Source organism: Oceanisphaera sp. IT1-181, assembly GCF_033807535.1.
Classification (GTDB): Bacteria; Pseudomonadota; Gammaproteobacteria; order Enterobacterales; family Aeromonadaceae; genus Oceanimonas.
In genome coordinates this window covers 1659632-1684977 of the sequence record NZ_CP136856.1, presented here as the reverse complement: position 1 = coordinate 1684977, position 25346 = coordinate 1659632, and the positions used below count along the sequence as shown (strand labels likewise).

19 protein-coding genes are annotated in these 25346 nt (G+C 46.0%); 4 read left to right on the top strand and 15 right to left on the bottom strand.

From position 1 onward, the window contains the following. Nucleotides 1-1415: 1415 nt before the first annotated feature. From R0134_RS07615 to R0134_RS07585, 7 genes are all read right to left on the bottom strand, one after another. Entirely contained in the window at nt 1416-4406 is a 2991-nt protein-coding gene (locus tag R0134_RS07615) for an AAA family ATPase (protein ID WP_319784190.1), read from the bottom strand. Further along, complete coding sequence (locus R0134_RS07610; RefSeq protein ID WP_319784189.1) at nt 4406-4996, bottom strand: ABC-three component system middle component 1; 591 nt, start codon at nt 4994-4996, stop codon at nt 4406-4408. The genes R0134_RS07615 and R0134_RS07610 overlap by 1 nt, the downstream gene beginning before the upstream one ends. A gap of 2 nt (nt 4997-4998) precedes the next feature. Further along, the gene (locus R0134_RS07605; RefSeq protein ID WP_319784188.1) at nt 4999-6981 is read right to left on the bottom strand and encodes an ABC-three component system protein; all 1983 of its coding nucleotides are present in this window, start codon (nt 6979-6981) and stop codon (nt 4999-5001) included. 549 nt (nt 6982-7530) lie between these two features. After that, a complete protein-coding gene (locus R0134_RS07600) occupies nt 7531-9237 on the bottom strand; it encodes a restriction endonuclease subunit S (RefSeq protein ID WP_319784187.1) in 1707 nt (568 codons plus the stop codon). Then, complete coding sequence (locus R0134_RS07595; protein ID WP_319784186.1) at nt 9234-10721, bottom strand: N-6 DNA methylase; 1488 nt, start codon at nt 10719-10721, stop codon at nt 9234-9236. The genes R0134_RS07600 and R0134_RS07595 overlap by 4 nt, the downstream gene beginning before the upstream one ends. Before the next feature lie 81 nt (nt 10722-10802). Further along, a complete protein-coding gene (gene hsdR / locus R0134_RS07590; protein WP_319784185.1) occupies nt 10803-13229 on the bottom strand; it encodes an EcoAI/FtnUII family type I restriction enzme subunit R in 2427 nt (808 codons plus the stop codon). A gap of 461 nt (nt 13230-13690) precedes the next feature. After that, a complete protein-coding gene (locus tag R0134_RS07585; protein WP_319784184.1) occupies nt 13691-13915 on the bottom strand; it encodes a helix-turn-helix transcriptional regulator in 225 nt (74 codons plus the stop codon). Between the two features lie 191 nt (nt 13916-14106). Between R0134_RS07585 and R0134_RS07580 the strand changes: the two genes are divergently transcribed. Further along, nucleotides 14107-15447 (top strand): hypothetical protein, encoded by a 1341-nt coding sequence (locus R0134_RS07580; protein WP_319784183.1) that lies wholly within the window; start codon nt 14107-14109, stop codon nt 15445-15447. Between the two features lie 1325 nt (nt 15448-16772). After that, the gene (locus tag R0134_RS07570) at nt 16773-17000 is read left to right on the top strand and encodes a hypothetical protein (RefSeq protein WP_319784182.1); all 228 of its coding nucleotides are present in this window, start codon (nt 16773-16775) and stop codon (nt 16998-17000) included. A gap of 438 nt (nt 17001-17438) precedes the next feature. Here R0134_RS07570 and R0134_RS07565 read toward each other — a convergent pair whose 3' ends face one another. From R0134_RS07565 to R0134_RS07555, 3 genes are all read right to left on the bottom strand, one after another. Next, nucleotides 17439-17657: a hypothetical protein gene (locus tag R0134_RS07565; RefSeq protein WP_319784181.1), complete on the bottom strand. Its 219-nt coding sequence runs from the start codon at nt 17655-17657 to the stop codon at nt 17439-17441. A gap of 382 nt (nt 17658-18039) precedes the next feature. Beyond that, nucleotides 18040-18243, bottom strand: a complete 204-nt coding sequence (locus R0134_RS07560; RefSeq protein WP_087034300.1) for a cold-shock protein — start codon at nt 18241-18243, stop codon at nt 18040-18042. A 388-nt stretch (nt 18244-18631) separates the two neighbouring features. Further along, nucleotides 18632-19078, bottom strand: coding sequence for a DUF4385 domain-containing protein (locus R0134_RS07555; RefSeq protein WP_319784180.1), 447 nt, complete (start codon nt 19076-19078; stop codon nt 18632-18634). Nucleotides 19079-19239: 161 nt separating this feature from the next. Here R0134_RS07555 and R0134_RS07550 point away from each other — a divergent pair, with 161 nt between their 5' ends. Both R0134_RS07550 and R0134_RS07545 read left to right on the top strand, forming a co-directional pair. After that, the gene (locus tag R0134_RS07550) at nt 19240-19626 is read left to right on the top strand and encodes a hypothetical protein (RefSeq protein WP_319784179.1); all 387 of its coding nucleotides are present in this window, start codon (nt 19240-19242) and stop codon (nt 19624-19626) included. A gap of 53 nt (nt 19627-19679) precedes the next feature. Continuing rightward, entirely contained in the window at nt 19680-20825 is a 1146-nt protein-coding gene (locus R0134_RS07545; RefSeq protein WP_319784178.1) for a hypothetical protein, read from the top strand. A gap of 131 nt (nt 20826-20956) precedes the next feature. Here the strand turns inward: R0134_RS07545 and R0134_RS07540 are convergent, their stop codons facing one another. From R0134_RS07540 to R0134_RS07520, 5 genes are all read right to left on the bottom strand, one after another. Beyond that, complete coding sequence (locus tag R0134_RS07540) at nt 20957-21274, bottom strand: hypothetical protein (protein WP_319784177.1); 318 nt, start codon at nt 21272-21274, stop codon at nt 20957-20959. Continuing rightward, a complete protein-coding gene (locus tag R0134_RS07535) occupies nt 21267-22190 on the bottom strand; it encodes an ADP-ribosylglycohydrolase family protein (RefSeq protein WP_319784176.1) in 924 nt (307 codons plus the stop codon). The genes R0134_RS07540 and R0134_RS07535 overlap by 8 nt, the downstream gene beginning before the upstream one ends. 60 nt (nt 22191-22250) lie before the next feature. Further along, entirely contained in the window at nt 22251-22532 is a 282-nt protein-coding gene (locus tag R0134_RS07530; protein ID WP_319784175.1) for a hypothetical protein, read from the bottom strand. A 367-nt stretch (nt 22533-22899) separates the two neighbouring features. Next, nucleotides 22900-24126 carry a nucleoside recognition domain-containing protein gene (locus tag R0134_RS07525; protein ID WP_319784174.1) on the bottom strand — a complete coding sequence of 409 codons (1227 nt, stop codon included), beginning with the start codon at nt 24124-24126 and terminating at the stop codon, nt 22900-22902. 63 nt (nt 24127-24189) lie between these two features. After that, the gene (locus R0134_RS07520) at nt 24190-24984 is read right to left on the bottom strand and encodes an N-acetylmuramoyl-L-alanine amidase (RefSeq protein WP_319784173.1); all 795 of its coding nucleotides are present in this window, start codon (nt 24982-24984) and stop codon (nt 24190-24192) included. Nucleotides 24985-25346 lie beyond the last annotated feature (362 nt).

Sequence of the window (25346 nt, the reverse complement as noted above, 5' to 3'; positions counted from 1 at the left end):
TTAATTCTCTGAAACATGGCTGAGCTTTGTGGGTAATCAGGTACTGTTAAGTGTAACTGACATATAGATGCCAACCGTAACCAGGCACCCTTGAAGGCCAGTATCATAGGCGACTACGAACTATTTTACATGCTTTTTTATTTTTTTAAGGTGTGTTTTCGACATATTTATCATGAAAGTAGAGGAGGGGGGTTAATAGACAAATGATAGTTTCACTTTGTTGGTTAAATTTAATTGGTGACGAACCTTACTCACCATTTGATTTTTTAAAGCTTTTTATTAAACTTTTGTTTGCTTATAAGAGTATGCATTCATTAATTTAATTAATGTTAACTTGGTCGTGGTGTGCATGTTATTTAAATAATTATCCGCATGCGTTTTCCTTACATTTACATTGTGTATTTTAGCTGTAAATTTATGTTAGAAATTCATGATAATTAATTTGGTAGCTGTAACAGCCATCTTAATTCTGGAAGGGGAAGCTCTTTTTAGTAATATACTTATCTTAACTAAAATATAATCATGATTAACATGGCATGATTTACTGCTCGAAATAAATGGATAATGACCTTACAGAGTAAGCCTCGCAGAACGCGCAGAGATGTAAAGTTAACGCCGCCAAGTTCAACATTGGGCTAAAAGTTGATGTGCTGATTGATTAGTTACTGTTCGGGGAGTGATCCCACATAGGGCAGAGCGCAGGGTCATGAGAAGACCTTTACTTGGTATGCCGAGGCTGCTGAGCAAGGAACGGTCGCGGCACAGTTCAACCTAAGATGATGTATTTAGGGGGGAACATTAGATTATAAGCAGGCTTATGCTTGGTTATCTGTTGCTACTGCAAATGGTGGTGATGGTACTAAAAAGCTCGCGATCTATTAGCGATGGAACTTTCTCTAAGTGATCTGAACTATGAGCAGGGCGGGAGCACACTTTAAAATCGGTCGCTTTATAGCCAAATCTTGCATGTCTACGTAAAATTATCATCGCTTAATTCTGGGAAAAACTCGAAAGTTTACGTAAGACCGCCAAAAGATAAATATTAAGCAAAGTATTCTCCTGCCCTAAAACGATGGACAAGCTTTGGCAGTATAGTACTTTGAAAAATATAGCGACTGATACTTCTCCCCTAGCTGTAGGAGGGGCGCTTTTTACCATAACGCTAGTTACCGATAGTGATATACGGTCATTAAATATAATGGCCGTATATCACTAAGGCAGGAGTCTGCAGCTGCTGACTCGGTATGTCTGTTCGTCTGCCTCAGAGTTAAGGACGCTCAGTGTAATAGAAATTGTTACCTCTGGTCTGACTTAGTAAACAATGTATTTAAGACTAGCGTCATTTTTTCTATAGCTCCACACCGCTTTAGTTGCATTGCTTGTAACAAGTAGGCGATAACAACCTGAAAAATGGTTCACCTGACGCGTTGCTTCCCGTAGTCTTCCTCAGCCGAAACTCCATGCTCAGTCGGAACAAGAGTCCATATCTTCGCGTCTATCCCGTCATTTTGCAGCTTCCGCAAGAAATAACGAGCTTGCAGAGCGTCGTGGGTGGCGATGACGACTTGGAAACCGTGATCGACGATATAGTCGCGCAGTACATCGAAAACAGCGGACGCGTGCACCAAATCGTGATGTTGTGTCGGATCATCCAGTAGCAGAGCTTTCCACGGCGACCATTGATGACTCATGGCCATTGAAAGCAAGAAGGTCAGCTGCAAATCAGTCAGTTGCGCTTCACTAGCAACATCTGGTACCGCTACTGATTTGCCAGCGAGAGGCACAGAAACACCGGCCCGTTCCTTGTTGTACGCACTGAAAAGTTTCAAACTAGTCTGGTGAAACCTAGGATCTCGCACAACTCGCTTCAGCAGTGTCTGCCAGCGCGGAACGACACTACCCACATGTTTTTGAACATTGTCAATTTCTCGCTTCAGGGAGCTATCTAGTGTATCCATTGCTTCCGAAAGCTTTGACAATCGTGACAGATTGGTTCGAGCATTGATGACACGGTCATTGAGCAGCGTCGAGAAGGCTCCTTCAGAACGTTCAAGGCGCTGCGCATCAATAAGCCGTTGAGCTAGGTGCGACTCATTTAGCTTAGCCCATGCGGAAATCTCCACCCCAACACCTTCTAGTTTCAGAGCGTAACTCTCCAGGTTGGCCATAGCGATATGTAATTCCGTGAATCGGGCCTGAGCTACCTCGGCGAGGGGCACGCCTGGCAGCGCAAGTTCTTGCCACCTTGAACGAAGCAGGGAGAGTTTAGATTGAGTCCTATCTATCTCTTCTTCAATGCGTTGGATAGCGCTTGTGAACTCCAGTTGTTGGTGCTGTTGGGTGTCCAACACTGACTGTAGAGACTCAACGTTGCCGTTAAGGTCGCTGACCCGCTGATCGAGTTGGGCTTTTTCCGTGGTTAATTGCTCGAGCGTTTGGAGCAGCGGCGCACCGGTGGTAAGGGTGGTTAACGTGGTGACTGCATGATCAAGCCGAATTGCGGCTTCGCTCTCATGCAAACGAGCCTCGTCGAGGGCTCGTACAGCATTATCGTAGGCCTGCTTAGCCTGCTCAAACGCCTCTGGGACAACCAGCTCAAGGACCGACTGTTGGTCAACCAGGCTCTGTTTATCTACTGCGATCCCGTCCAACAGAAGTTTGAGCGACTCCTTCGCCATTGACACGGAGTCACTCGCCAAGATCGGGTCGGTGCGGAACACTAAAATTTTCTGATCCAACATCTGGCTATGCGTGTTTAAAGACGTCAGCTCCGTCTGGCAAGCTTGTATAGCCTCCCGAGCGGATGAAACTGCGGCCTCACTGACAGCCAGCGCTTCCGCAGCAGTTCTTAATTGCTGCTCAGCTGATGTGAGATTCGGATCGATGGCCTGCAGAGCTTTAGCTACACGTGCCTGTAGCGCGACTGCGCCATGAGATTCCAAGCAGAGCGGGCAGTTATCTTGGTCCGAGGATAGATGTTCTGCAATGGAAGCCACGGCCTGGCGAATCGCATCGGCTGAAGAACTCAGTACTTGGTAATTAGCTCGAGCAGTAGCCTCGGCGATTTTAAAAGTTTCATGCGCAGAGAGCTTCTCTTTCAGCTCAATGTTCAAATGTTCTAGCACCTTTTGACGAATGTTTATCTCTTGAGTGTTTTTCCTGAACCGTTCTTCAGTAGCATCCCACTCGATAACAGAGTGCTGACCTTCGTGCAGGTGCTGCTCAGATTGAGCGAGGAGTAGAAGCGAATCGTTGATTTGCGCGTGTTTATTTCGAACCTGCTGATTGCGTTCATGCTGCTCTCGCAGCGCCTTGAATTTTTCTTCTGCCTGTCGGACTGCGGTCGCAGCATCAGTCAACGCTTCGTTGCGGTGATCTATCTGCTTTCTAGCCGTGGCTTTACTTACCAGGCGCTCAAGTTCTTGTACAACATAGATAAGTTGGTTTTGGGCAAGAAGAACGCTGGCCTGGTGTTGCTGAATAGAGGCTGCGCTTTCGGCTTTCTTTTTTTCATGTGCATTAAAAATCTCGCTTGCAGATACCAGTTCGCTATTAAGTTTTTCTAACTGAGTCTGTGCGGTACCGAAGGCTTCAACTAAATTGTCCACCTCGGTCAGGCCTGATATCTGCTTCCGAATATGTTCGGCCTTGGTTTGTAATATCTCGGACAGAGCTGAATGTGCAATAGATAACGCTTCTTGACCCACAGGTTCAGTGAGTAAGCCAGGAGGAATCTTATCTAAGCTTTGAGTTTGGGCTGCTGCATCGGAAATTAATTTGGCAATGTGATCCCGCGGACGTAAGGCGTCGATTGAGCCGGCGGCGGCAATGTCACGCTCCTGAATTAGGCCATCCCATTCGTTAAGATCACCCTCATAAACGTTCAACGACTCCACTTCACGGGCTTTTTGTTCAGTTAGCGAACGTCGAACAGTAGACAGCGTCGCTCGAGCTCGAGATCCATCCCGACCTATAGGTAATCGCGCTAGTTGAGAGCCCGCATCCTTCTCTTCAGCCTTGACTAACCATCCATTCTCCCTTTGATCCAGAAGATGCGTGAGGCGTAGCAAGAAAGGAATGTCAGTTGCAGAGATGCCGGGGAAAACGGCGCTCAGGTCTCCTTCCTGAGTCACCTTACCTGTTGAGGTGACCTGAGATGTCGCGGTAAGATTGGCAAAATCCAGACTGACTTTGGCGGCAGCTTCATTATCACGAATGACATGGGAAATGTCGCCACGGAGGCGAGCGATTTTTCCAGTAAGGCCAAATTCGATGGCCTCGAACACGGTAGTTTTTCCAGTACCATTCGGTGCAAGAAGGATAGTAGCCCCAGGGCTCAACTCGATAGTTACTTCAGGCCCGAACTTGCGAAGGTTCGAAAGGGTGATGGACTCCAGCTTGCTCATTATTGCTCCTCGCTATAGCTTAACGAAGCTTTTAAGGTTTGCACCACGTCTGCGCCGGTATTAGTGGACAGAAGCTGATTTTTCCAGTCGATTATGTGCGGAGACACCCATGGATGCGCAGCTGAAAGCTCGGCCAAAGCTGATAAGAGGGGGTCGTTGAACGTTTCTATATCTCCAGGTGGGTCAAGCGCAGCCAAGAACGTGCGGTCTAGGAAATCCATAACTTCTTCGGACTCGCGAACCACCATTTTTCGGCAAAAACGGTCGTCCGTCTCTATTCGAGTGGCCTGATTATCGGTGATATTACTGATCATCAAAAACATGTAGAGGTCTGCCGTCTCTGGTTCGGGTAAAACGTCTCGGACGTCCGCAGCCCAGTGAAAAGCCGCTTGAACAGATGATATTGGAAGCTCAATCAGCAAAATAGTTCGCCAACCGGCTTCCTTGATACCGGAACGCTTTAGCCTGAAGAAGCAAGATGCATGCTCAGCCTCTGGTAATAAGAGCCCTACGGTCTCTGCAGATAGTACGTCGTATCTACCTTCAGCACGGCGGATTATTCCGTTAGCAACTTGGTGGAGTGTCAGCATTTTCAGTATCCTTTCCCGTTATCTTTCATTGCCGCTGTGCGTGTCATACGCCAGTCATTCAAATGATGTTGATATTTGCTTTTCAAGTCGGCCAATGTTCCCGTTCTCAACTGCTTCAAAAGTCTGAAACGCGTGACCAGCAGACGTGGTTGACGCTGTGCTGCCATGCTGTTGCCTGCTTCTGAGTCATCAGCCATTCCTGAATCAAGCAGAGAGGTAGGAGAGGCCTCGACGCCTGACAGAATGACAAGCGGCGCAGGGGAAGGGCCAAGCACAGACATTAGGTTGTCATCACTGAGCGGGCGAACACCGTAGTTATCACCAGGGACACCAGACCAACTGTGCAAGGCGATAGTAAGCACGCCACCAAATTCAGGAATCGAACGCCAGTTTGCATCGTCTACGCCTATACCGACGCACACTAACAATTGCATGATAATTGCGGTTTCCAACAGTTCCACAGTACGAGGTCCAATACGTAAGGCTTGTTTAGCATCAATACCTTCCGCTTGCGGGTACATCATTTGTTCTAACAGCAGCTGTCGTGCTGTCTGATCTGCTGTCAACTCAGTAACCCAGCCTTGCCATTTTGAATCCATTGCGGCCATCAGATCGCTATCGGCGATCGTGTTCAGTTTGGCTGCGACGCAACGCTGTAATTGCTCCCACACGAGATCATTCATGGCAGAGTGGAGAGCAGCCGATTCTTTTCTAGCACAGAGGAGCGTGGTGAGCGGTCTCCCGAGCGAACAGGAAAGCCCCTCTGGGTTCTCAATCCATGGTAGGTCATCAAGATCCAGCTCTCCAACACCGAGCGTTCTACCGAGCTCATTCTCGGCACCCAGACGCCAGACCTGCTCGCCAAGGAGTAAACAGTGGCTGCCGCTCTTCAGGTGTAAAGCCAGGCGAAGGATGGCGGAGGGGAGCGCAACTGTGTTCGGGACAGGAGGAGAGTACTTGGCGTAGAGGCGGAGCTTTCTGTTTTGAGTGGATGCGCCCCAGTGATGACTCACCACCTCCGAGGCTGCATGGGCAGGTTGAAAGGTAGGCTTAGCGCTCAGATTGTGTGTGCCTGCTACAGTCCACCCTTGTTCAGGGGCAGGATTAGTCAAATACTGCGTCCAAGTCTCGGCATCCGGCCGAAGCATTGCTTGGAGATGACTCGCAGCGGCATGACAGCCTATCGCGGAAACGTCAGTAGTGTTCTCAGAGATGTAAACAAGTAGCAGATCCAAAGTTCGCTGCGGTTCGATGAAATGCCGTCCAAGCGACTCGTGGGCTCGCGCTTTCAACGTTGACTCATCTCCGATAGCCTTTACCGTAAGCAGCCGCATAGTTTCCTGAACATGCTTCCAATCGCTAAAGCCACACCAAGTGGTGAGCCATTTGTAGACCAGCTGAGTCGGCTTGTCGTCACGCTCTTCAAAGGCGGCGAGGTTAATACCATCCTGCCGACAGAGGTCACAGAACTCATGCAGATGATTAATCCTAATAACTTCTTTGCCTTTGCCCTTAATAGCAACGTCAAGTCCAACCAGAGTTAGAGAGAAGGCTCGCTTTGGAGAGTTTTTTGCGTCATTTGAATGATACCAAGCCGCAAGACTCTTTATCGCCTTATCAAGCTCTGAATCAAAATGATTGTCGGCCGGCAGAGCGCCGGACTCTAGCGTAGTACTCTCAACTTCAGATGAAGACGCAGGATTTTTTCCTTTTTTACGGGGTTTATATGATCTGAGATAGTCGGCTTTATCTACGTGCTTTTCGCAAAATGGAGTTGATTGCCGCTTGATCTGTAAATGTTCCCAATGGTCAGCATCATGCTGAATTACAACGTCATCCCATTCAGCAATGCCGCCTTGCTCGGCACCAATCAATAAAGGGACAGAGCGCCCACTTAGAAACCTGTCCAGCATATCTGACAAAAGTTGAGCTATCACCAGCTTCTCATAATAAGATTTCTGCTCAAGCCGGAATCTTCTAATCATCTTTAATCCCTTCGATCTAAAATCGTAGCAATATCACTGGCAGTAATAACAGGCATGCTCCACAGGCGGAAATACGGCTAGCAGGCTGAATACTAATTCATAGCCATATGGTACCATAGCCTATGATGTTGGGCACCGAGCGCTAATATCCAAGCGGATAAACTGCAGCCCAGTATAGGGTGCAACTAGCAAATTAGTTACTGATGAGACCTTAGTGACTTCCTCATATAAAACGCGCCACGCCTAGGTTTGAAAGCGTAGACTCAAAAAACAGCTGGCACTCTTGAGATAATGTGGCATTCAGTGGACCCAGAGGTTGCTTGATTCTGTTCTGAGAGTGCGTAACTGCTTTGAAGACATACTATATGTTATTAAAACAGTTTAAAGAGGACGAGCCTTTGCAATCTGGAGCACAGTTTTTAAGCAAGTTGAAGTCTTAACTCTGCTTATCAGAGACTAGAGGTCTAAGCCACATCGAGGCGGGGCGGTTCATTACAATAGGTCCTATAGAGCTGAAAAAGCCCCGTCTAAATAGCGGGGCTTGTTTGTTTACGCTAGTGCGCTGTCAACAAGTGCGTCAGTAAGATGAACCTGTGTCTGCTGGGACTGTTGTAACTTGTCCTTGAGTTTGTCGCAGATTTCGAATAGCTCATCTACTTTAGCTACGATGCGATGCTGCTCGCTTTCTGGGGCTAGTGCAATCAACATGTTTTTCATGATGGTGCCATTCACATTGGCTTGCCCACACTGTTGCTTTATATGTGGCATTATTTGATTTTTTCTAAAGTCGGGCGATGCCATGTTAATATTGATAAATTCAGGCAATACACTATTCTTTAAGGTCCTAATTCTAATTAAGTATGATGCAAATGAGTAATCATCATTATTACCTGTAAATATTCCAGTTTTCCCTACGAGTTCAACGCTATTTGTTCGATTATACAAAAGGTCACGTGACTCCAGATACAGATACGGAAGACCTTCTGTTTCTTTAGATACAGTCCCCTGACCGCCAGTGATAACTTTACTTGCTTGGATGTCACCCATCTTTAATACGGGAACCCCATTATCGTCATTACTAGTTTTTGACGATAAACCATAATCAGTAGAGATAGATGCATTGCCTATTCTGCACCAAGCCCAATTACCTGGCACATCATATGGTTTCTCGTTGTCTTCTATCATCGAAAGTGGCTTTTGTTTCTTGATCTTCTTCTCTTCGACCAGTTTCGCCTTCTCGGCGGCGATCTTGTCCAGCAGCACGGAGGCCGGTTCATCATCCGGGTTCTGTGGCACCAGCTTACCCATGACGGCTAGTTGCAGTATGGTCTGTTTGAGCGCATCTATGCTCTGCTCTGTGGTGAACAGGGTATCGAAGTGCTCGGCGATTCTAGCCCAATTCTGCGCTAGTTCATCGGCATCAGCGCTGTCGGTCAGAGTCGATAGCAGCACTTCTACCAAGGTTGCATGAGCATCAATACTGGCTTCGGTCTGTTGCTCCAGTTGGTCACACAGCAGCATTAGCTCGTCTACTTTGGCAACGATGCGGTGTTGTTCTGCTAAAGGAGGTAAGGGAGCTAATTTTTCGTTCAGAACTTTGAAATGACGAGCGTATCCTCTATCGGCTAAATCATATGATTTGATAACTTGATAAAGAAACCTTGTGGATAGCTCCGAGTATGGACAAAGAACCTTGACACCATCTGCACCGATAACGAAATTGAAGTCAATAAATTTTATGTTTTTGGTATGATCGCCAAAGACAATAACTGGCCGTTCTATTTCTAGAACTTTAGATTTGTCGTCACAGTATCCAGCAATAAATTTTTGTCCTTGATCTACGACCAGATAAGAACCTAATTCTAAATATTCTTTTGTCTGTATTTGATTAATTTTACTTCCGACTATGTAGTAACAACTAGGCAGTCTCTCCCACTCCCATCCAGCTGGTAAAACGAATGGTTTTTCGTCATCAGTAATTTGGGGCAGAATCTTGGGCTTTTTAATTTTTTTTGCTTTAACTAACTCAGTTGCCTCATCACTAATGCGCTCCAGCAGCACAGAAGCAGGTTCATCTGTAGGGTCTTGCGGCACTAGCTTGCCACGCACTGCTAACTCAAGAATCAGATCGCGCAGTTTCTTGATGCCATACAGCTCACGCTTTTTGCTACTACCACGGCCTACGCCAGACTTGGCTACAATAGCGCTTGTCCAAATATCAATATGCTCAGTAATCAGTTGCTGTGCTTGGCTCATGCTGACATTTCCTCCTGACTAACTTCCTCGCCAGCCAAGGCTTTGCCTAGCACGCCTTTAAGCTGATTACGCAGCTCGGTAATGCTTTGCTGCTGTTGGCTATAGTCGACCAGTAGCTCGTCGGGATCGTGGCTGATCACTTCGCCTACATGCGGGTTCTTGATATCGAGGTTGAAGTTGCGAGCTATCACATCCTCAATGCTGACTTTCCAAGCCTGCTCGTTTTCAACTCGTGCAGCAAAGTCGTCTTCTTCCGTTCCCCACCAGTCAATCTCAGCCTGAAACTCTTCAAATTTCATGGGCTTGGTCTTGCTATAGTTTTTCACGCCAGCAGGGTAGGGGTGCTCGTAGAACCAAACGTCTTTAGTGGGCTTGCCCTTGGTGAAGAACAGCAAGTTAGTTTTAATGCCGGTATAGGGATTAAACACGCCGTTAGGTAAGCGGACTATGGTGTGTAAGTTACATTCTTCGGTCAGCATCTTCTTGAGCTTGGTTTTCACACCCTCGCCAAACAGCGTTCCGTCAGGTAGCACTACGGCTGCACGTCCCTTATCTGCGAGCACTTCCACTATCAGCTGTAGGAACAGGTCAGCAGTCTCACGAGTTCGTAAGTCAGTAGGGAAGTTTGTCTCAATACCTGCTTCTTCCGTGCCACCAAAAGGAGGGTTGGTAACAATGACATCAATGTCACTATCCCAGCTCGATAACGGCTTACTTAAGGTGTTGTCGTGGCGGATTTGCACAGGCACTTCTATGCCATGTAACAGCATATTAGTGGTGCACAGCAAGTGTGGTAGCTGTTTCTTCTCAAAACCAAAAATCTGCTTCTGTAATATCTGGTGATCTTCACTGCTTTTTACATAATTGTTCTTCACATGCTCAAATGAGCAGGTTAAAAAGCCACCCGTGCCACATGCTGGGTCCATAATGCGGTCGCCCAATTTAGGGTCTACACGGTCAACGATGAATCGTGTAACTGCACGAGGCGTATAGAACTCACCGGCATTACCGGCGCTCTGTAAATCACGCAGCAGCTGCTCATAGATATCACCAAACATATGGCGTTCGCTTGAGCTAGAGAAGTCGATATCATTAAGCTTGTTAATAACCTGACGCAACAGGGTGCCGTTTTTCATGTAGTTGAAGGCATCACTTAACGCTTGGCGCACCACAAAGCCACGGGGGTTTGTATCGACGGGTGCAGTTAAGTTTTTCAGCACCTCAAAAATTTCGTTGTTCACAAAGTCTAATAGCTCGTCACCCGTCATCCCTTCTGGGTTAGCAGCCCAATTACGCCACAAGTAGCGTTCTGGAATGGGAGTCTGATAGTTATCCTGTTCAAACTCTAACGCCTCTTCCTGTGCATCAAACACCTTAAGGAATAGCAGCCAAGATAATTGGCCTAAGCGCTGTGCATCACCATCTACACCGGCATCTTGGCGCATAATGTCTTGGATTGACTTGATAACGGAACTAATAGACATAAAGTTTCTCTTTGTAACTTGCTATACAGATAAAACAAGCCCCTACAGGAGCTTGTATAAAGACGAGAGTGATTGAGTTGATTAAGCCTGTTTTTGCTCTGGCAGCTTGTAAATCTCTGCTTCTAGCTCACTAATGGCCTGCTGATATTGCTCTTTGCCACCAAAGCCGCCATTTACGATTTCCATGAGGTTGCCAATTTGATTAAACGGCTGCACCTTAAGCACGTCCATACCTTCCAGTTCTTGTAGGCCTTCGTCCGCATACTTGTCTAGCAGCGTGTTTAGCACTGTCTGTGCTGTCTCAGAATACTTGGTGAAGTAGTTACGTTTCTTAACCTGATTAGCACGCTCTTTGCGTGTGAGTGGCGGCTGATCATAAACTACATGACAGATAAGGTCGAAAGGATCTAAATCCTTGCCTATCTCTTCTTGCAGCACTTCCCAGATAATCCCTTCGTTTGCCAGCTCATCAATGATGGCTTGCTTACGGTCTGACTCATTCCAGCGTTTAGTGAAGTCATCCATACTGGCGAACTGCTTGGCAAAGGTCTTGCGGGTGTAGTCTTGGAAAGATTCCGTGACCAACTTACCGTCAGCATCGTAATACTGCACACGCTGGGCAATGGCTTTTACGGGCACGCCTTTTACATAGTATTTCCGCACGCCATCACCATCGTCTGTTGGCAGTGCTCCACTATCATCATTAGGTGGGAAGATAGGGTCTTCATCACTGTTGCCTGACAGGTCTTCACCGTCTTTACCGGTAGTGTCCAAGTCATCAGTGGACTCACCGTTTATCACTTCTTCGGCATCAATGTCTTCTGGGTCTACAACCATGACTCGTTCTGGTATGCCGTCAAAGCGCTCATCAGCAAACAGCTCTGTGGCTTTTTTGAAGTCGAGAATGGTAAACCACAGCTTTCCATACTTATCGTTAATACGAGTGCCACGGCCAATAATCTGCTTAAACTTGGTCATCGACTTAATGTTTTGGTCGAGCACAATGAGCTTACAGGTCTGTGCATCAACGCCTGTGCTCATCAATTCAGATGTAGTCGCTATCACCGGATAAGCACGTTTGGGGTTGATGAAGTTATCAAGCTGGCCTTTGCCTTCTTCATCATCCCCAGTAATTTTCATCACATACTTATCATTCTTTTTATACTGTTCAGGATTACAGTTAATCAAAGCACGGCGCATTCTGTCTGCATGGTCAATGTCATTGCAGAACACTATGGTCTTGGCCATAGGATCGGTGCTTTCAAGATATTTAGTGATAGTTTGAGCTACGACTTGGGTGCGTTCGTCGATGACCATAGTTCGGTCAAAATCTTTTTGGTTATAAATACGGTCTTCTATTAGCTCGCCATACTTATCGACTTGCCCTTTAGTTGGACGCCAGCCTTGTAGGTCGATATCTAAATCTACACGCACCACTTTGTAAGGAGCAAGAAAACCGTCTTCTATGCCTTCTTTCAATGAGTAGGTGTAAAGAGGCTCACCAAAATATTCAGCGTTAGAAACTTCGTCAGTTTCCTTTGGGGTAGCAGTTAAACCTATCTGTGTGGCACTACTAAAGTATTCGAGTATTTCACGCCACGCACTTTCTTCTGATGCACTGCCACGGTGACACTCATCTATGATAATCAGGTCAAAGAAGTCTGGAGCGACCTGTTTAAAAGCTTTTTGATGCTCTTCGGGTCCAGTGAGTGCTTGATATAAACCAAGCTGAATCTCAAAAGCAGGGTCTACCTTACGGCCTGATATCTTGGTCATAGCGGTGCCGAACGGCTGGAAGTCATTGTCTTTAGTTTGGTCAACCAAGATATTGCGGTCGGCTAAGAACAGAATGCGTTTCTTCTTGCGTGCCTTCCACAGTCGCCAAATAATCTGAAAGGCGGTGTAGGTTTTACCGGTGCCGGTCGCCATCACCAACAAAATGCGCTCTTGACCACGAGCGATAGCTTCTATGGATTTGTTGATTGCTTGAAGCTGGTAGTAACGGGGGGTCTTACCGCTACCATCATCATGGTAGTCCTGCGTGATAATGGGGAGCTGGGCAGAGGTGTAGCCTTTCCAAGTGCAGTATTTGTCCCACAACTGACCAGGGGTAGGGAAGTCTTCAAGGCTAATTTCAGTTTCAAGCTGCACGGAGTTGGTTTTATCGTGAAAGATGAAGCCGTCACCATTAGAAGCAAACACGAAGGGCACTTGTAGCAAGCCTGCATAGTCCAGCGCTTGCTGCATACCTTTGCCTATCTCATGCTTGTTAGCTTTCGCTTCAATCACAGCAAGAGGAATATTAGGTTTATGATAGAGAACGATATCTGCTGATTTAACCCGCTTTCGTGCAGCCATCTGCCCACGCACAATTACCTTACCATCCCGCAGTTTCACCTCTTGACGAATTTGCGTCATGTTATTCCAGCCAGCTTGCTTAACAGCAGGCAGAATAAACTTAGTAATTATGTCCGCTTCAGTAAGAGCTGACTTATTTATTTTTGTCATGGCTGCGTTATCTCCGTGCACAGTCTTTAAAGCATTGTGTCACATGGGAAGGCTCAAATGAATTTTATGTAAGAAATGTGAGAGATATAGCCTATTTGTGCAGAATGAAGTGCGTCGGCTAGGCGGTCGAGCCAGGCCTACGTGTTATAGATTTGCGGCAAACGCAGAAGGGGAGTGCTCAGCTACCAGGCCAAAACGTTACAAGAGATAAACATTGCCCAGAAAAAGCTTAAGACTAGAAGTCAGGCCGTTTTTGTAAAAGGGACTTTTAGGAACGGTTTTGCTCTTGTTCTCGTCGTGGACGAACTTGTTCGATATGGTTTTTGTGTTTTATGGCAGCGGCAAACCGGCACACTGAAGTCCTCTTCGCTGAAGATACTGGCAGCAACTCTGAATAACTTATAGGCTCTTACTTATAGACCGATAGGGCAGAAGATATTTAAATCAAGTGGTTACACTAGTTACGAAGGGTCGTTTTTTTGGAATAACTCCGTAACATCAACACTGAGCGCACCTGATATCTGATATATTTTGGTTAGCGTAATATTTTTTTCTCCGCGTTCTATGTGCCCCATATAACTTCTATCAATATCAGCTAAAGCAGCAAATGCTTCTTGGGAGAGCCCCCGATCTTTTCTTATCTTCCGCACTCTGTTACCAAACTCCACCAACCTCTGATCTCGCATAAGCTCTACCTAAAAGGTAGAACTATCACGTCATGACGCCTATAATTCCACGGGATATAACTCTCATTTCACTCAGTACTCAGCATATTGCCATTTTCAGTACTAAGTCTGGACATATCTACTTTCTGCAGTAGAGACGGCTGTATCTTTTAGTAGCGAGAAGACACAAAACATCACATCGAGATTAGATTATGAGCACAAATACCAAGCATGACATTAAAATAGCTGAAGAGATAAAGCATCTATCACTTGATGAGATAGAAGAACTTTATATAAGATACCTTAATGGTGAGAAAAACTCACTATTAACACATGACTATAAAATAGATATTAATCCCAATAAACTCCTTTATGTACTCCCGCCTAGAGTAAAATTCGATAAAAACTGTCCCTACTGTGACATTACAATGTTTAAAAAACGACAGAGTAAAAGCGCTACAAACTTTAATTTACCACCCGCTCAGTGCTACGAATGCAATCATAAAGAATACTTAAAAAATAAAGGCTATCGTACTCAGACCTGTGATTGTGAGTCATGTTTAAAAATCGAAAGAGATCAAGCTTCTGCAAAAGAGGTAGAAACACGCAATAAAATAGTTATCCAACACTCTACTAATAACCATCAGCCAGTAAGTTACTGTGATTTAAAGTTCAACCACAAGCTAACACTATTAACTTTATTTTTAATAAAAACAAATGAAAGCTTTGATTTTATAGTTTCACTTGACGACATTTCAAAGTCAGGGCTTTTTACTCCGACTAAAAAGATGGATATAGATTTAATAATGGAGCTATACAGTCTTAAAATAATAATCATTGATCCCAACTCTAAAGTTGATGCATTTATTGAAAGTGAAGAGGGTGGTTTAGATTCCTTTTATATAAGTAAAATTCAATGGATCCCTAACGTGTTCTTAGGCAGGGAAGAACGTTTAGAACTTAGTGAAATTTACAATAAATTATATGATGAATTAAAAGATGGTGTCCAATCTTACTGGGAAAGTGAAGTGCATAGCTTGTTATTCACAATAGCACGAGAAGAAGTCCTACAATATATATACGTTAAAGCAGATGAGCTCAATGTAGAATTTTCAGCAGAATTAAAAACTAGAGAGATAGTTAATCAACTGCTAAACATTTTTTCTGTTGCTGAAGTTTACTACTTTGCGCACAAAGCGGTTGAAAGTGCTCATTTATTTTATCATAAAGGCTTTGCCAAGAGTAAGAAGCACGCTGCAAATACGATCCCCAACAAAATGCTGTCGCTAGCGGAAAGAGCTGTCAGTGAAAGATGGGTTAAGAATGAATTTAGTAGAGACAGTAGGGCGCCGCGCTCGCATATCAGCAAAATTTTGTATGATTTTTTGCTTAAAGATGAAAATGCAGGGTTTAGCAAAGCTCCAGGTAAATACTGGGAAGAGGAGCTTTATCCTATGTTTTTTTCTGGTGCTAGCCCCCAAGCTAGCAGCCTATGTTGTAGTCGATGTGGAACTACATCTGTAGTGATTAAAATGGTTTTAGATACCTTATAAGTAACTTGTAACGTATGCGAAAACATAGAGGGATTTATACCTTCAAGACATTAAGAAAAATGGTTAATGCCGATAACTGTATTTATCGGCATTAACTTAATAATCTTCTATCAGTGGGGTTAATTTTTAATTTATCATCTGTGGCTTTAGCTATTTCAGAATGATCTAAGTCAGATAGATTGCTCAGTATATAAATTAGGGAGGCTAGATAGTTAAAAGGTAAAGCAAGACACTGAAAAGCATCAGAAAGACATTTTTTGTAATCGGCGCATATGTGCGCAAGCAGAGAGTTTATACTGGGCCAGCGAAGTTAATGACAGCGCTGCACAAAACTAACGGCTCATAAATTTTTCATATACCAGAACTTAGCTAAGTTAAAGTTTACTCAGATACATGGTGGAACACCGAAAATAATAACGAGTTATCAAATCCAAGCGTTAAGCTCATCAGCTGGGCTTTATGGAAGCGGATCTTATTAATTAGCATGAGTTATCAACAGTTGACGAAGGGAAACGATATCAAACATCAGTTTTCATTGAAGAAGGTTTTTCATTTTCTCAGATTGCCCAAAAGATAGGGGTGCATCGCTCAACCATTGGCTGTGAACTCGAAAAAGATACGGCTACAAGCCAGTGCGGCCAAGTTCAAAATTGCACTAGGGATTATGGTGCAGGTTGATAAATTACTGTCCTGGGAATGGAGTTACTACACGCATCGGCCACGCTGTCAGGCATGAATGGATTATAGCTATGTAGCCAGAGATAAAGCATTGAGAGGTCAGCTGTACCGCTATTTACATAAAGATCGTCGACGCTATCGTAAAGGCGTTCACAGTAAGCTGTCTCCCATTCTTAAAGCATGTTCAATTGATGAGCGACCACCCGTAGTTGATAGTCGTGAGCGGCTCGGTGACTGGGAACAGATACGGTACTTGGCCAACACGGTCTAAGTTTATCCTTTCACAGCAACAGGCCAATTAAAGTCACTGACAATATTATTCAAAGCCTCCGTCACCACATTACCAGCAGTACGAGTTTACTAAGTAAGCAGCATCAGTTTATGCATAGACCTTTTTAGACTCCGTATCTAAATCTCATGAAGTTATCTAACTATCAAAACTGCAAACTGAAAGTGGGTAAGAGATATTCCTAAGTTACTGATAGTTGGTATCTCATGAAGCTAGTGTGACATACTGACTATTTAACATAATATACATTATGCGAAGTGGCGTATAAGAAGGAAAAGGGGCTTTTAACCTCTTGTGAGTTCCAGTTTCAAATGGGATTTTTCCACCATGGTGAAACTCTTACTTTTCAGGTGCTTATATGAAAAAACTAATAACTTTACAGCGGTTTTTAACAATTTCCTCCAAACATTTCGGTTTTCTGAATCGTCCCGAAATACGCGCTGCACTGTTGTTGCCAATGGCGTTATCCCGGCAAACACGCGGTCACCACGTTACTGACAACCTATCTCCGATATTAAGTGCAGATGAACTTGGCTGGTTTGATCTGGTTCAGGTGCCTAGCTCCAACACCGATTCTCTGATTTAGCCGACGTTAGCTGCCAACCTAGTCGTTCATGGTTGTTGCTCTGGTCGGTCTGTTTCGGCTGACAATATCATCCGGCCCGAACAGCCGGTATTTCAGCTATACATTACTTATCACCTGATTACGTATGAACTTCAGCCATGATGCGCGTTGTTTTGGTTTGTTCTTTGTAGCAGCCAATTTATTCGGCTGGCCAGCTTTGCTGGCTGTTACTGAGGATTTCAGCTAACTTCTTGATTTTAAAAATACGAAAATCTCACTAAACTTATTTACCATAAATGTGACACTGGGCGCAGTTATTGTTATTGGAGAAAGACCTGTAGCGCCATTCTAAGGCCATGTCTCGAATGTTTATAACCCCCCTGCCCTTGGACTTATCAGGCTCGGTGTATGATCAATTTTATGGCGGAAAAACATAGCGATGTAATAAGGAAGGTGTTCTTACATATTCCTATTCCCAAGGTTCGGCCACTTACTAAACGCAAGGAAATACAAAAGAATTAAGTTTACGAGTGGAACCACCATAAGTAGGCTTAGCCACTTCGAATGGCCTGCTTTAGAAAAGATAAACCAAAAAGGCACAACCACCACGACTGCCATCACCAACATCATTAATGGTCCCATGGACCACATTTCCATACCATGCATGGTTTCAGACATAACATTTCTCCATTTCTGTAAATGGTCGAGCTAGATACAGCTCGGTATCTAGCTGTGATCCCTGTACACAGGCAGGTACAGCCTGATGATAGACGATCAAAGGGAGGACAGTTATTTCTGCTCCTCAACATTATGCTCCATCATCATTTGCATCATGTTCATGCGCTGCTCCATCATGCCCATGCGCTCTTCCATCCCCATTGGTTTGATCAGACAGGCAATACGATGAAGACAGGATCTCGCTTTGTACTATTTACTGATGGCATCGCATCTTCTGCAGAGTCTGCTTATTTTAGGTAAGAATATTCGACCTACAGTGAAATTCAGGCATAAAAAAACCCGCCGAAGCGGGTTTTTTAGACTGTTAATTACCTGATGGTAATTAGATAGCCTGAATCTGTGAAGCTTGAGGACCCTTCGCGCCTTCAGTGGCGGTGTAGGATACTGCCTGGCCTTCTGCCAGTGTTTTAAAGCCGCTGCTTACTATTTCTGAGAAATGAGCGAACAGATCTTTGCCGCCATCTTCAGGAGTAATAAAACCAAAACCTTTCGCTTCGTTGAACCATTTTACTGTGCCGTTAGCCATTTTTTCTTACCTTTATTCAGGGGTGAGCATGCGCTCGGAAGTGCAATAAATATCAAATAAGGGAAGTTTGGTGACTGTGGAACCGTGAGGAACTAACAATATACAAAGGCCGCGCTGACTTGAAACATCTTGCTTGTGTGGTGCACAGTACGGAAGAAAATGAATGGTGTCAAAATAAATCGTCAATATTTTTGTAGCCGCCCGTATCTTTGGTAATGAGGACTTCTGCGTTAGCACGGCTTCCGGTTTTTCGCTTGTATTTACCATAACACCGAGACTGACGCTATCGCCTAGACAGACTGGCCTGAACTACGTTGATCACAAAACAAACAGCCAAACCCCCTGCTCTTTTGTGCTTGCCGCGCGCTGACAATCAAGCTTTAGAGGCTTATCCAAACTGCTTTTGATGAGCTTTTTTACGTTGTAGATAGTCTTTATCTTCGCGGATCTTGTCCCAATAATCCTTGAAAACACGCGCAGACTCGGCTTTTTCAGCATCTATCTGCCGATCCTTTATGCTGCCATCCTCATTGTATTTACGCCCACCTGGGTAATTTGCGTAGCGGCGTGCTCGCGTGTAGCCCATCTGAATATACTTGCGGGCCATGTCCATGCCCACAAAGTCATCTTGGCGACGATATTCTTCAAACAAGGCGTAGATTTTTTCAGCAGACTCTTTGGCAATTAACGGTGTCTTAAACCGCCAGTGCGGCAGAATTTCGCTCTTATAAGGCTCCACCAGCAATACGCCCTGCTCACCGCGGCCAACTCGGTACAATTCAGGATGTTTACGCAAATCTAGGTGTACATAATCCAAGTCATAATTGAATGCCATAGGGATTACCTCCTCCTGATCAAACTTTCACTCTTCTAACGGCATAAAGCTTAAACTCACTACAAATACACTTGTGATAATGCAGTGGCAGGCTCACACTTATGGGCATAAAATATGTCTCAAGTTTTTTAGAAAACTTATTTTTAAACAAGGTGTTAATCATGCATTATCGGACGATTATAGAGCTGAAAGGTTTCTTTAGAGAGGCCTTCAATCAAGTGTTTGAAGACATAGAGCTGCTGTTAGAAGAAATGCCTCAGAGCCGCCAAGATGTGGTGGCAGACATCAAGCGCAACCTCAGCTTAGAAGATGGCACCTTGCAGCTGGGTCTAGAAGGTACCAACAAGCAAGAAAAGCCGTTGGTAGTGGAGATGTTAACCGTAGCCTTAAATGGCGCCAAAGAAATGGCTAAAGCCGAAGAGGATACCCAAGAGTTAAAACGACTCACCAAATATGAACAGACCTTTGTGCTGTTTAAAAATACCAATAACTGGGACACCTCAATCGTTGAAGCGCCCGATGAGGAAGAAGCTGAAGGTGGTGTATAGCGCCCTGCTCTTTACGACTGAAACTTAAGCAATCGCGCGACTTATCGGTCGGTTTGCTTGCCAAGCGTGGTGTGCGGTGTAAAGTAATCCTAGTAGAAGACTTCGATTATACTTCCAATCTTAACGTCGAAGGTCTGGATGAGATAGATATTCTCACCACGCCCACTGTCGACGGTGAGCCGATCGACAATACCGCGTTTGAAATTAACCAGCAGCTTGAAAAGGACGGAGTGAAAATGTCTAACGATACCCCCAAAATCAGCAAATCGGTGGAAGATTCTCTAGCCACACCCCCTACCGACATCCGTTATACCGAAGCGGCACTCTACGCTGTGTTCCTGAGCACGAGCGGTGCGGCTAACCGGACTCCTCCGCCCCCTAGGGCCATCATCAAGATGACCGTGCTGGGTATGCTGGAATCACTGCACACCGAACCCGCTGCCACCATGGTCTACTACGAATTGGGTAAGCAGAGCATGGGGGTACGCCGTCCCTTGTTCGCTTACGTGGTTGACTCGCTACATCTTCTCTCGGAAGAAGCCTTGCGCCACCTGAAGGAGTTGGCGCTTTTCGGTAAGCGAGAGTTGGAGTACGAAGATGAAATGGAGCAGGTCACCATTGAGGCGGTGCTGGGCTATGCCGTCGCCAAAATAGATTCGGTGCTGCCGGAAGAGATGCCGGATACCGACAGGACTGAGGTGGCCAAAATTCTAGACCGTTCGCTAGCAGGTATCGATGGGGTTGTAGTCTACGACAGTGATTCGGTGCGCAAGTCCTGCACCGTGCTTTACAAAGGCCTCCAGTTGGGTGTCGTGGGTGAGCGCGCAGCCAACGGCATGGTGCCGGTGCAGCTGGCCGAGGGAGACGAGCGTACCGATACCATTGAAGCCGCAGTCGCGCTGCTGAAGGAAAAAATCAAGGGAGTCGAATCTTCTACCCCGCCCTCTGATTTCTCCTCTTTGGAAGAAAGGTTGATTATGGCCTTCTATGCAATGGACGGCGTTAAGGTCGAGGAGGATGACGTCAGTAAAACATCCTGTTTGGTAACCTATAACGATAATCTGATCGCCACCGTCGCTCATTACGATGGTAATCAGGCGACGATGAAGATCCCCGGAGAAACCATCAGTATCCGTACCCCGCTCTCAGAGATCATTGAGAATCTCAAAGAGGCCATCAGGCAATGCGGTTGTAAATAACTCCTTATCTAAGGTCCCTTCGGGGGCCTTTTTATTGGATTTTTCCGCTGAGGCTAACTCTTACTCCACGTAGCTCGCTGCAAGAAAACGTCAGAATGTGGTACCAAACTGCCAGCAAAGTACCCCTACTTTTATTGCTGCTCTGGCTTATCAATCCCGGTACTTAGTGCCATATTAATCGTAAATAGGTTGAAGCCTTTCGCCATAAGCTCTTCGGATACTTTTCGGTTCACTTCAAAGAACGCTTCTTCTAGGCGTATATCTTCGTCTGGATCGGTGGCTGAAAACCTCAACTTTGCCAATGCCGGTAACTCGACCTTGGTGCCATCGGCATACAGGCGAATATGATCGTCATCTGTCATGCGATGAGCACAATAGAAGTCCAAATAATCCCCACTTTTATCTTGACTAAAACAGTATTGGATAAGCCAGCCTGCTATTTTATTCATGTTCACCCGTTTGCATGGCACGTTGATAAAGGCGTTCAGCCAACTGGCTAATCTCTTTACGCAGGGTCAGGCGCGCTAGCCAAGTCGCAGGAATGCCGGACTCGCCATAGAAGGCGCCGGCCACCTGGCCACAAATGGCCGCAGTGGTATCGGCGTCATCCCCCAGATTGGCGGCCAGTAAAATGGCGTGTTCAAAGGTATCTGTTTGATAAAAACACCACAAGGCAGCTTCCAGACTCACCACCACATAGCCGATACCTCTGATATCTGATTCCAGTTTATGTTGGTACTTGCCTCTGGCAATCGCCACTATTTTTTCTGAACCTGCAAAAGAGTCGCTGTCGCCAAATAAGACCGCCTCTTTTGATTGTCCGGACAACGCGCGCACCAGAATGCGGACCAATAAACGACAAGCATCCACACACTCAACCGCACCGTGCGTGGTTACCGAACTCGCCGCAGCTTTTTGCTCAACGGTGGCCAAATCGTCTGCGAAATAAAACATGGGAATAGGTGCCAAGCGCATTATGCTGCCATTGCCTGCGCTGTTGGCGGCGGTTGAGCCGGATATGGGCTCATCAGTGAGCTCAAAGCGGCGCAATGCCTGGCTAACGGTATTGCCAATATCAAAACAGCGGCCATTACTGCTCCAATAACCTTGACTGCGCCACCGACAATAACGCGCCATTTGATCTCGGGCATCAAAACCGCCATTTTCAAGCAGACTGCTGGCCAAACACAGCGCCATAGAAGTGTCGTCGGTCCATTGGCCAGCTTCAAGATTAAAAGGCCCGCCACCGACCATATCGGTTAATGGCATAAAGGTGCCACGCGGTTTAAATTCCACTGTGGTGCCCACCGCATCACCACAAGCCAACCCTAATAAGCATCCCAAAAATCTGTCTTGCGTGTCCATCTCACATCCCTTGAAGGTTCAAGTAAACAAACGCCAACCGCGCTCTGCGCTAGCTGACGTTTAGCTGGGCTGTTTAGGAAACCGAATGTAGGCGGGTATTTCTATCAAGTCTTGTCCTTCAAGGGCCTTTTTGGTGGAATCACTTACTCGATGGCTTTGCTCGCGCGATAACGCTTGCTGTAATTCTTCAGAGGTCACGCCAAAAATCTTGCCCGCCACCATTAAGCCATTGATAAAGCTTTTCGCCTTCGCCCGCTCTATCGCTGACTGCTCAAAGTCGGCAAAGTAATCCCTAAACGAGGCCTGTAGATACTCTAAGTACTCTTGTTTTTTATCCATCATGTATGCTCCTTGCCATAATGTTTTTTAGTGTGCCGGTTCTTTGATCACCTAACTCTGTACCATGACTGTTAAGCTCTCGTTTCTTCTGTTGCCAAACAAGAACGGGATATCGAAGCTAACATGGCATATGCATTCATCAGATTCCGGTTGCATGATAGGTCCAACTTAACCTCCACCCTCCCATCGCTTAGTTTTGAACTTACCAGAAACGCTAAATTCATCTTATTTATGCTAAAGCTGAATATAGCGACATGTTTACAGACGTTAACCTGTTTAATGTCAAAAACAAGTATGTTGGCATAACTTAGTGTGGTTAGGCAGAACACTTAGTTAAATGCTCTGCCTAACACAAATGCTGCGTATTGCCCTAGCCAAAAAACCAGTAGCAAACGGCGATGGCGGCTAGCACCCCTGCTAATTCTGCGAGCAAGGCACAGCCCACGGCGTGGCGGGCGCGTTTAATCCCTACCGCACCAAAATACACCGCCAATACATAAAAGGTGGTTTCGGTACTGCCTTGAATGGTGGCAGCTACCAAGGCAGCAAAGCTGTCTACCCCTTGGCTTTGCATGGTTTCAATTAACATGGCCCGGGCCGCACTGCCCGAAAAGGGTTTTACGAGTGCCGTGGGCAGCGCATCCACAAAACGGGTGTCCCATTGCAGCCATTCCACCAGCCAGCGAATGCCCGTTAAGCCAAACTCCAACGCGCCCGAGGCGCGCAATACCCCCACCGCACACAGCATGGCAATTAAATACGGCAGCAAATCTTTGGCGACCTGAAAACCCTCTTTCGCCCCTTCGACAAAGGTTTCATAAACCGGCACTTTGCGCGCCATGCCGAGCAGCATAAAGCTAATAATGATGCCAAACAGCGTGAGGTTACCCAGTAATGACGAAAAGCCCGCCAAGGCGGTGGCGCTTAAGGTGGCGAGAAAGGCCATAAACAGCCCGAGTAATAAGGCACAGGGCACTAAATAGGCCAGCACCACCGGGTGCCAAATGCGCAGACGCTGCATAAAGGCCACAGTTAATAACCCCACTAAACTGGAAGCGCTGGTGGCCAATAGAATGGGCAAAAAGACTAAGGTGGGATCGGCTGCGCCCTGTTGGGCGCGATACATAAAGATGCTGACTGGCAATAAGGTGAGTGAAGAGGCGTTAAGCACCAAAAACAAGATCTGCGCGTTACTGGCACTGCTGTCGGACGGGTTAAGCTCTTGTAGCGAGCGCATGGCTTTTAGACCAATGGGCGTGGCCGCATTATCTAGCCCCAAGCCGTTGGCGGCAAAGTTGAGGGTAATCAAGCCCAAAGCTGGGTGGCCACGGGGCACCTCTGGCATTAACTTGGCAAACAAAGGACCCAGTAACCTGGCTAAGGTATCGACTAAGCCAGCCTGTTCGGCAATTTTTAAAAAGCCCAGCCAAAGCGTGAGCGTGCCAAACAGCAAAAGCATAATGTCTACGGACAGCTTGGCCATGGTAAACAGGCTTTCTACCATGGCGGCCCACACATCAGGGTCCCCGCCCCACCAACGCACTATGCCTGCCACACAGGACACCAGGAAAAAACTCAGCCATAAGCCATTTAACATTTAGCGTGCTCCTAGAGTGAACGGTTAGTTTATGGTTAGTGCTGTTCGGTTAATGCAAATCATTTAATGCCTATTGTTTAGTGCCAATAATAGCGCGGCGGTGTGGGCATCGGGCTCGCCATCAAAGCGCACGGGTCGGTATTTCATCTGAAACGCCGCCACCACATTGCGGGTCGCTTTATCTAACTTACCATGCTGAGGGACGGCGTAACCCACTTTGGCTAGTTGTGTTTGAAACCAAGTAATGCTCGGCAATTGCTCACTAAAGGTAGTTTGATATTTGGCGACCAATTGTGGCTCTGGCCAGTGAATTAGGCCAGCTTTGGCTAAACGATGCCATGGAAACAGCGGGCCAGGATCCAGTTTACGCTGCGGTGCTATATCACTGTGCCCGACTACGCTGTCGGCGGATAACCCGTGGCGTTGCATAATATCTGTTAATAACAGTATTAAGGCATCAATTTGTGGTTCGCTCCAAGGCAGCCATTCTTTATGGCCTTGCGGGTTAACCGTAAAGCCTCGGTGCACCATTTCAATGCCAATTGAGCTGGCGTTTAGCCAAGTTCGGCCCTGCCACTGGCTGTCTCCGGCGTGCCAAGCCCGTTGGTTTTCATCCACTAATCTATAGATGGTCGCCGCTTGGTTGGCTATAGTGTGTTCTGTAATCAAATAATGGCTGCTCACTTTGCCTTGGGTTAATACTTCTAACGAGCGCGGCAATTGGCTTGCGGTGTAATGCAGTACAATAAACTGCACTCGGCTGTCTTGGCTCACGGATTGATAGCTATCATCAATTTTTAAGCTCGAACAACCGGTTAACAGTAATAGAAATATCCAAATATAGCCGCGAAACTTCATCTTTAATCCCTTGTTAACTTTCTAATCTGAAGGCTCTGGATTAATAAAAACTAAATCCGTTTAAGCTTTCCCTCATCTATCGTGGATGACTTTGCAGGATACAGGGTTAGCGAGCGTGTTTCAGCCGGCTGTGGCTATTCAGCAATTTTTAATAAGTGGATGATGAACTTTGGTTCTAGCACGGAGAAAATGACGATAATTCACACGGCTTGCTTACTCGGCTGCGGCGTGCAGTTAGCTTAAGCTGTACAAATCTTGTCGTAAGCTTGCGCGCGCCCTTTTCTATTTTCTAACTTGCCAGCAACGCTCTCGTTTTCTTAACTTGCTTAGATGACAACACAGGCGATTGATTCTGCAGGATT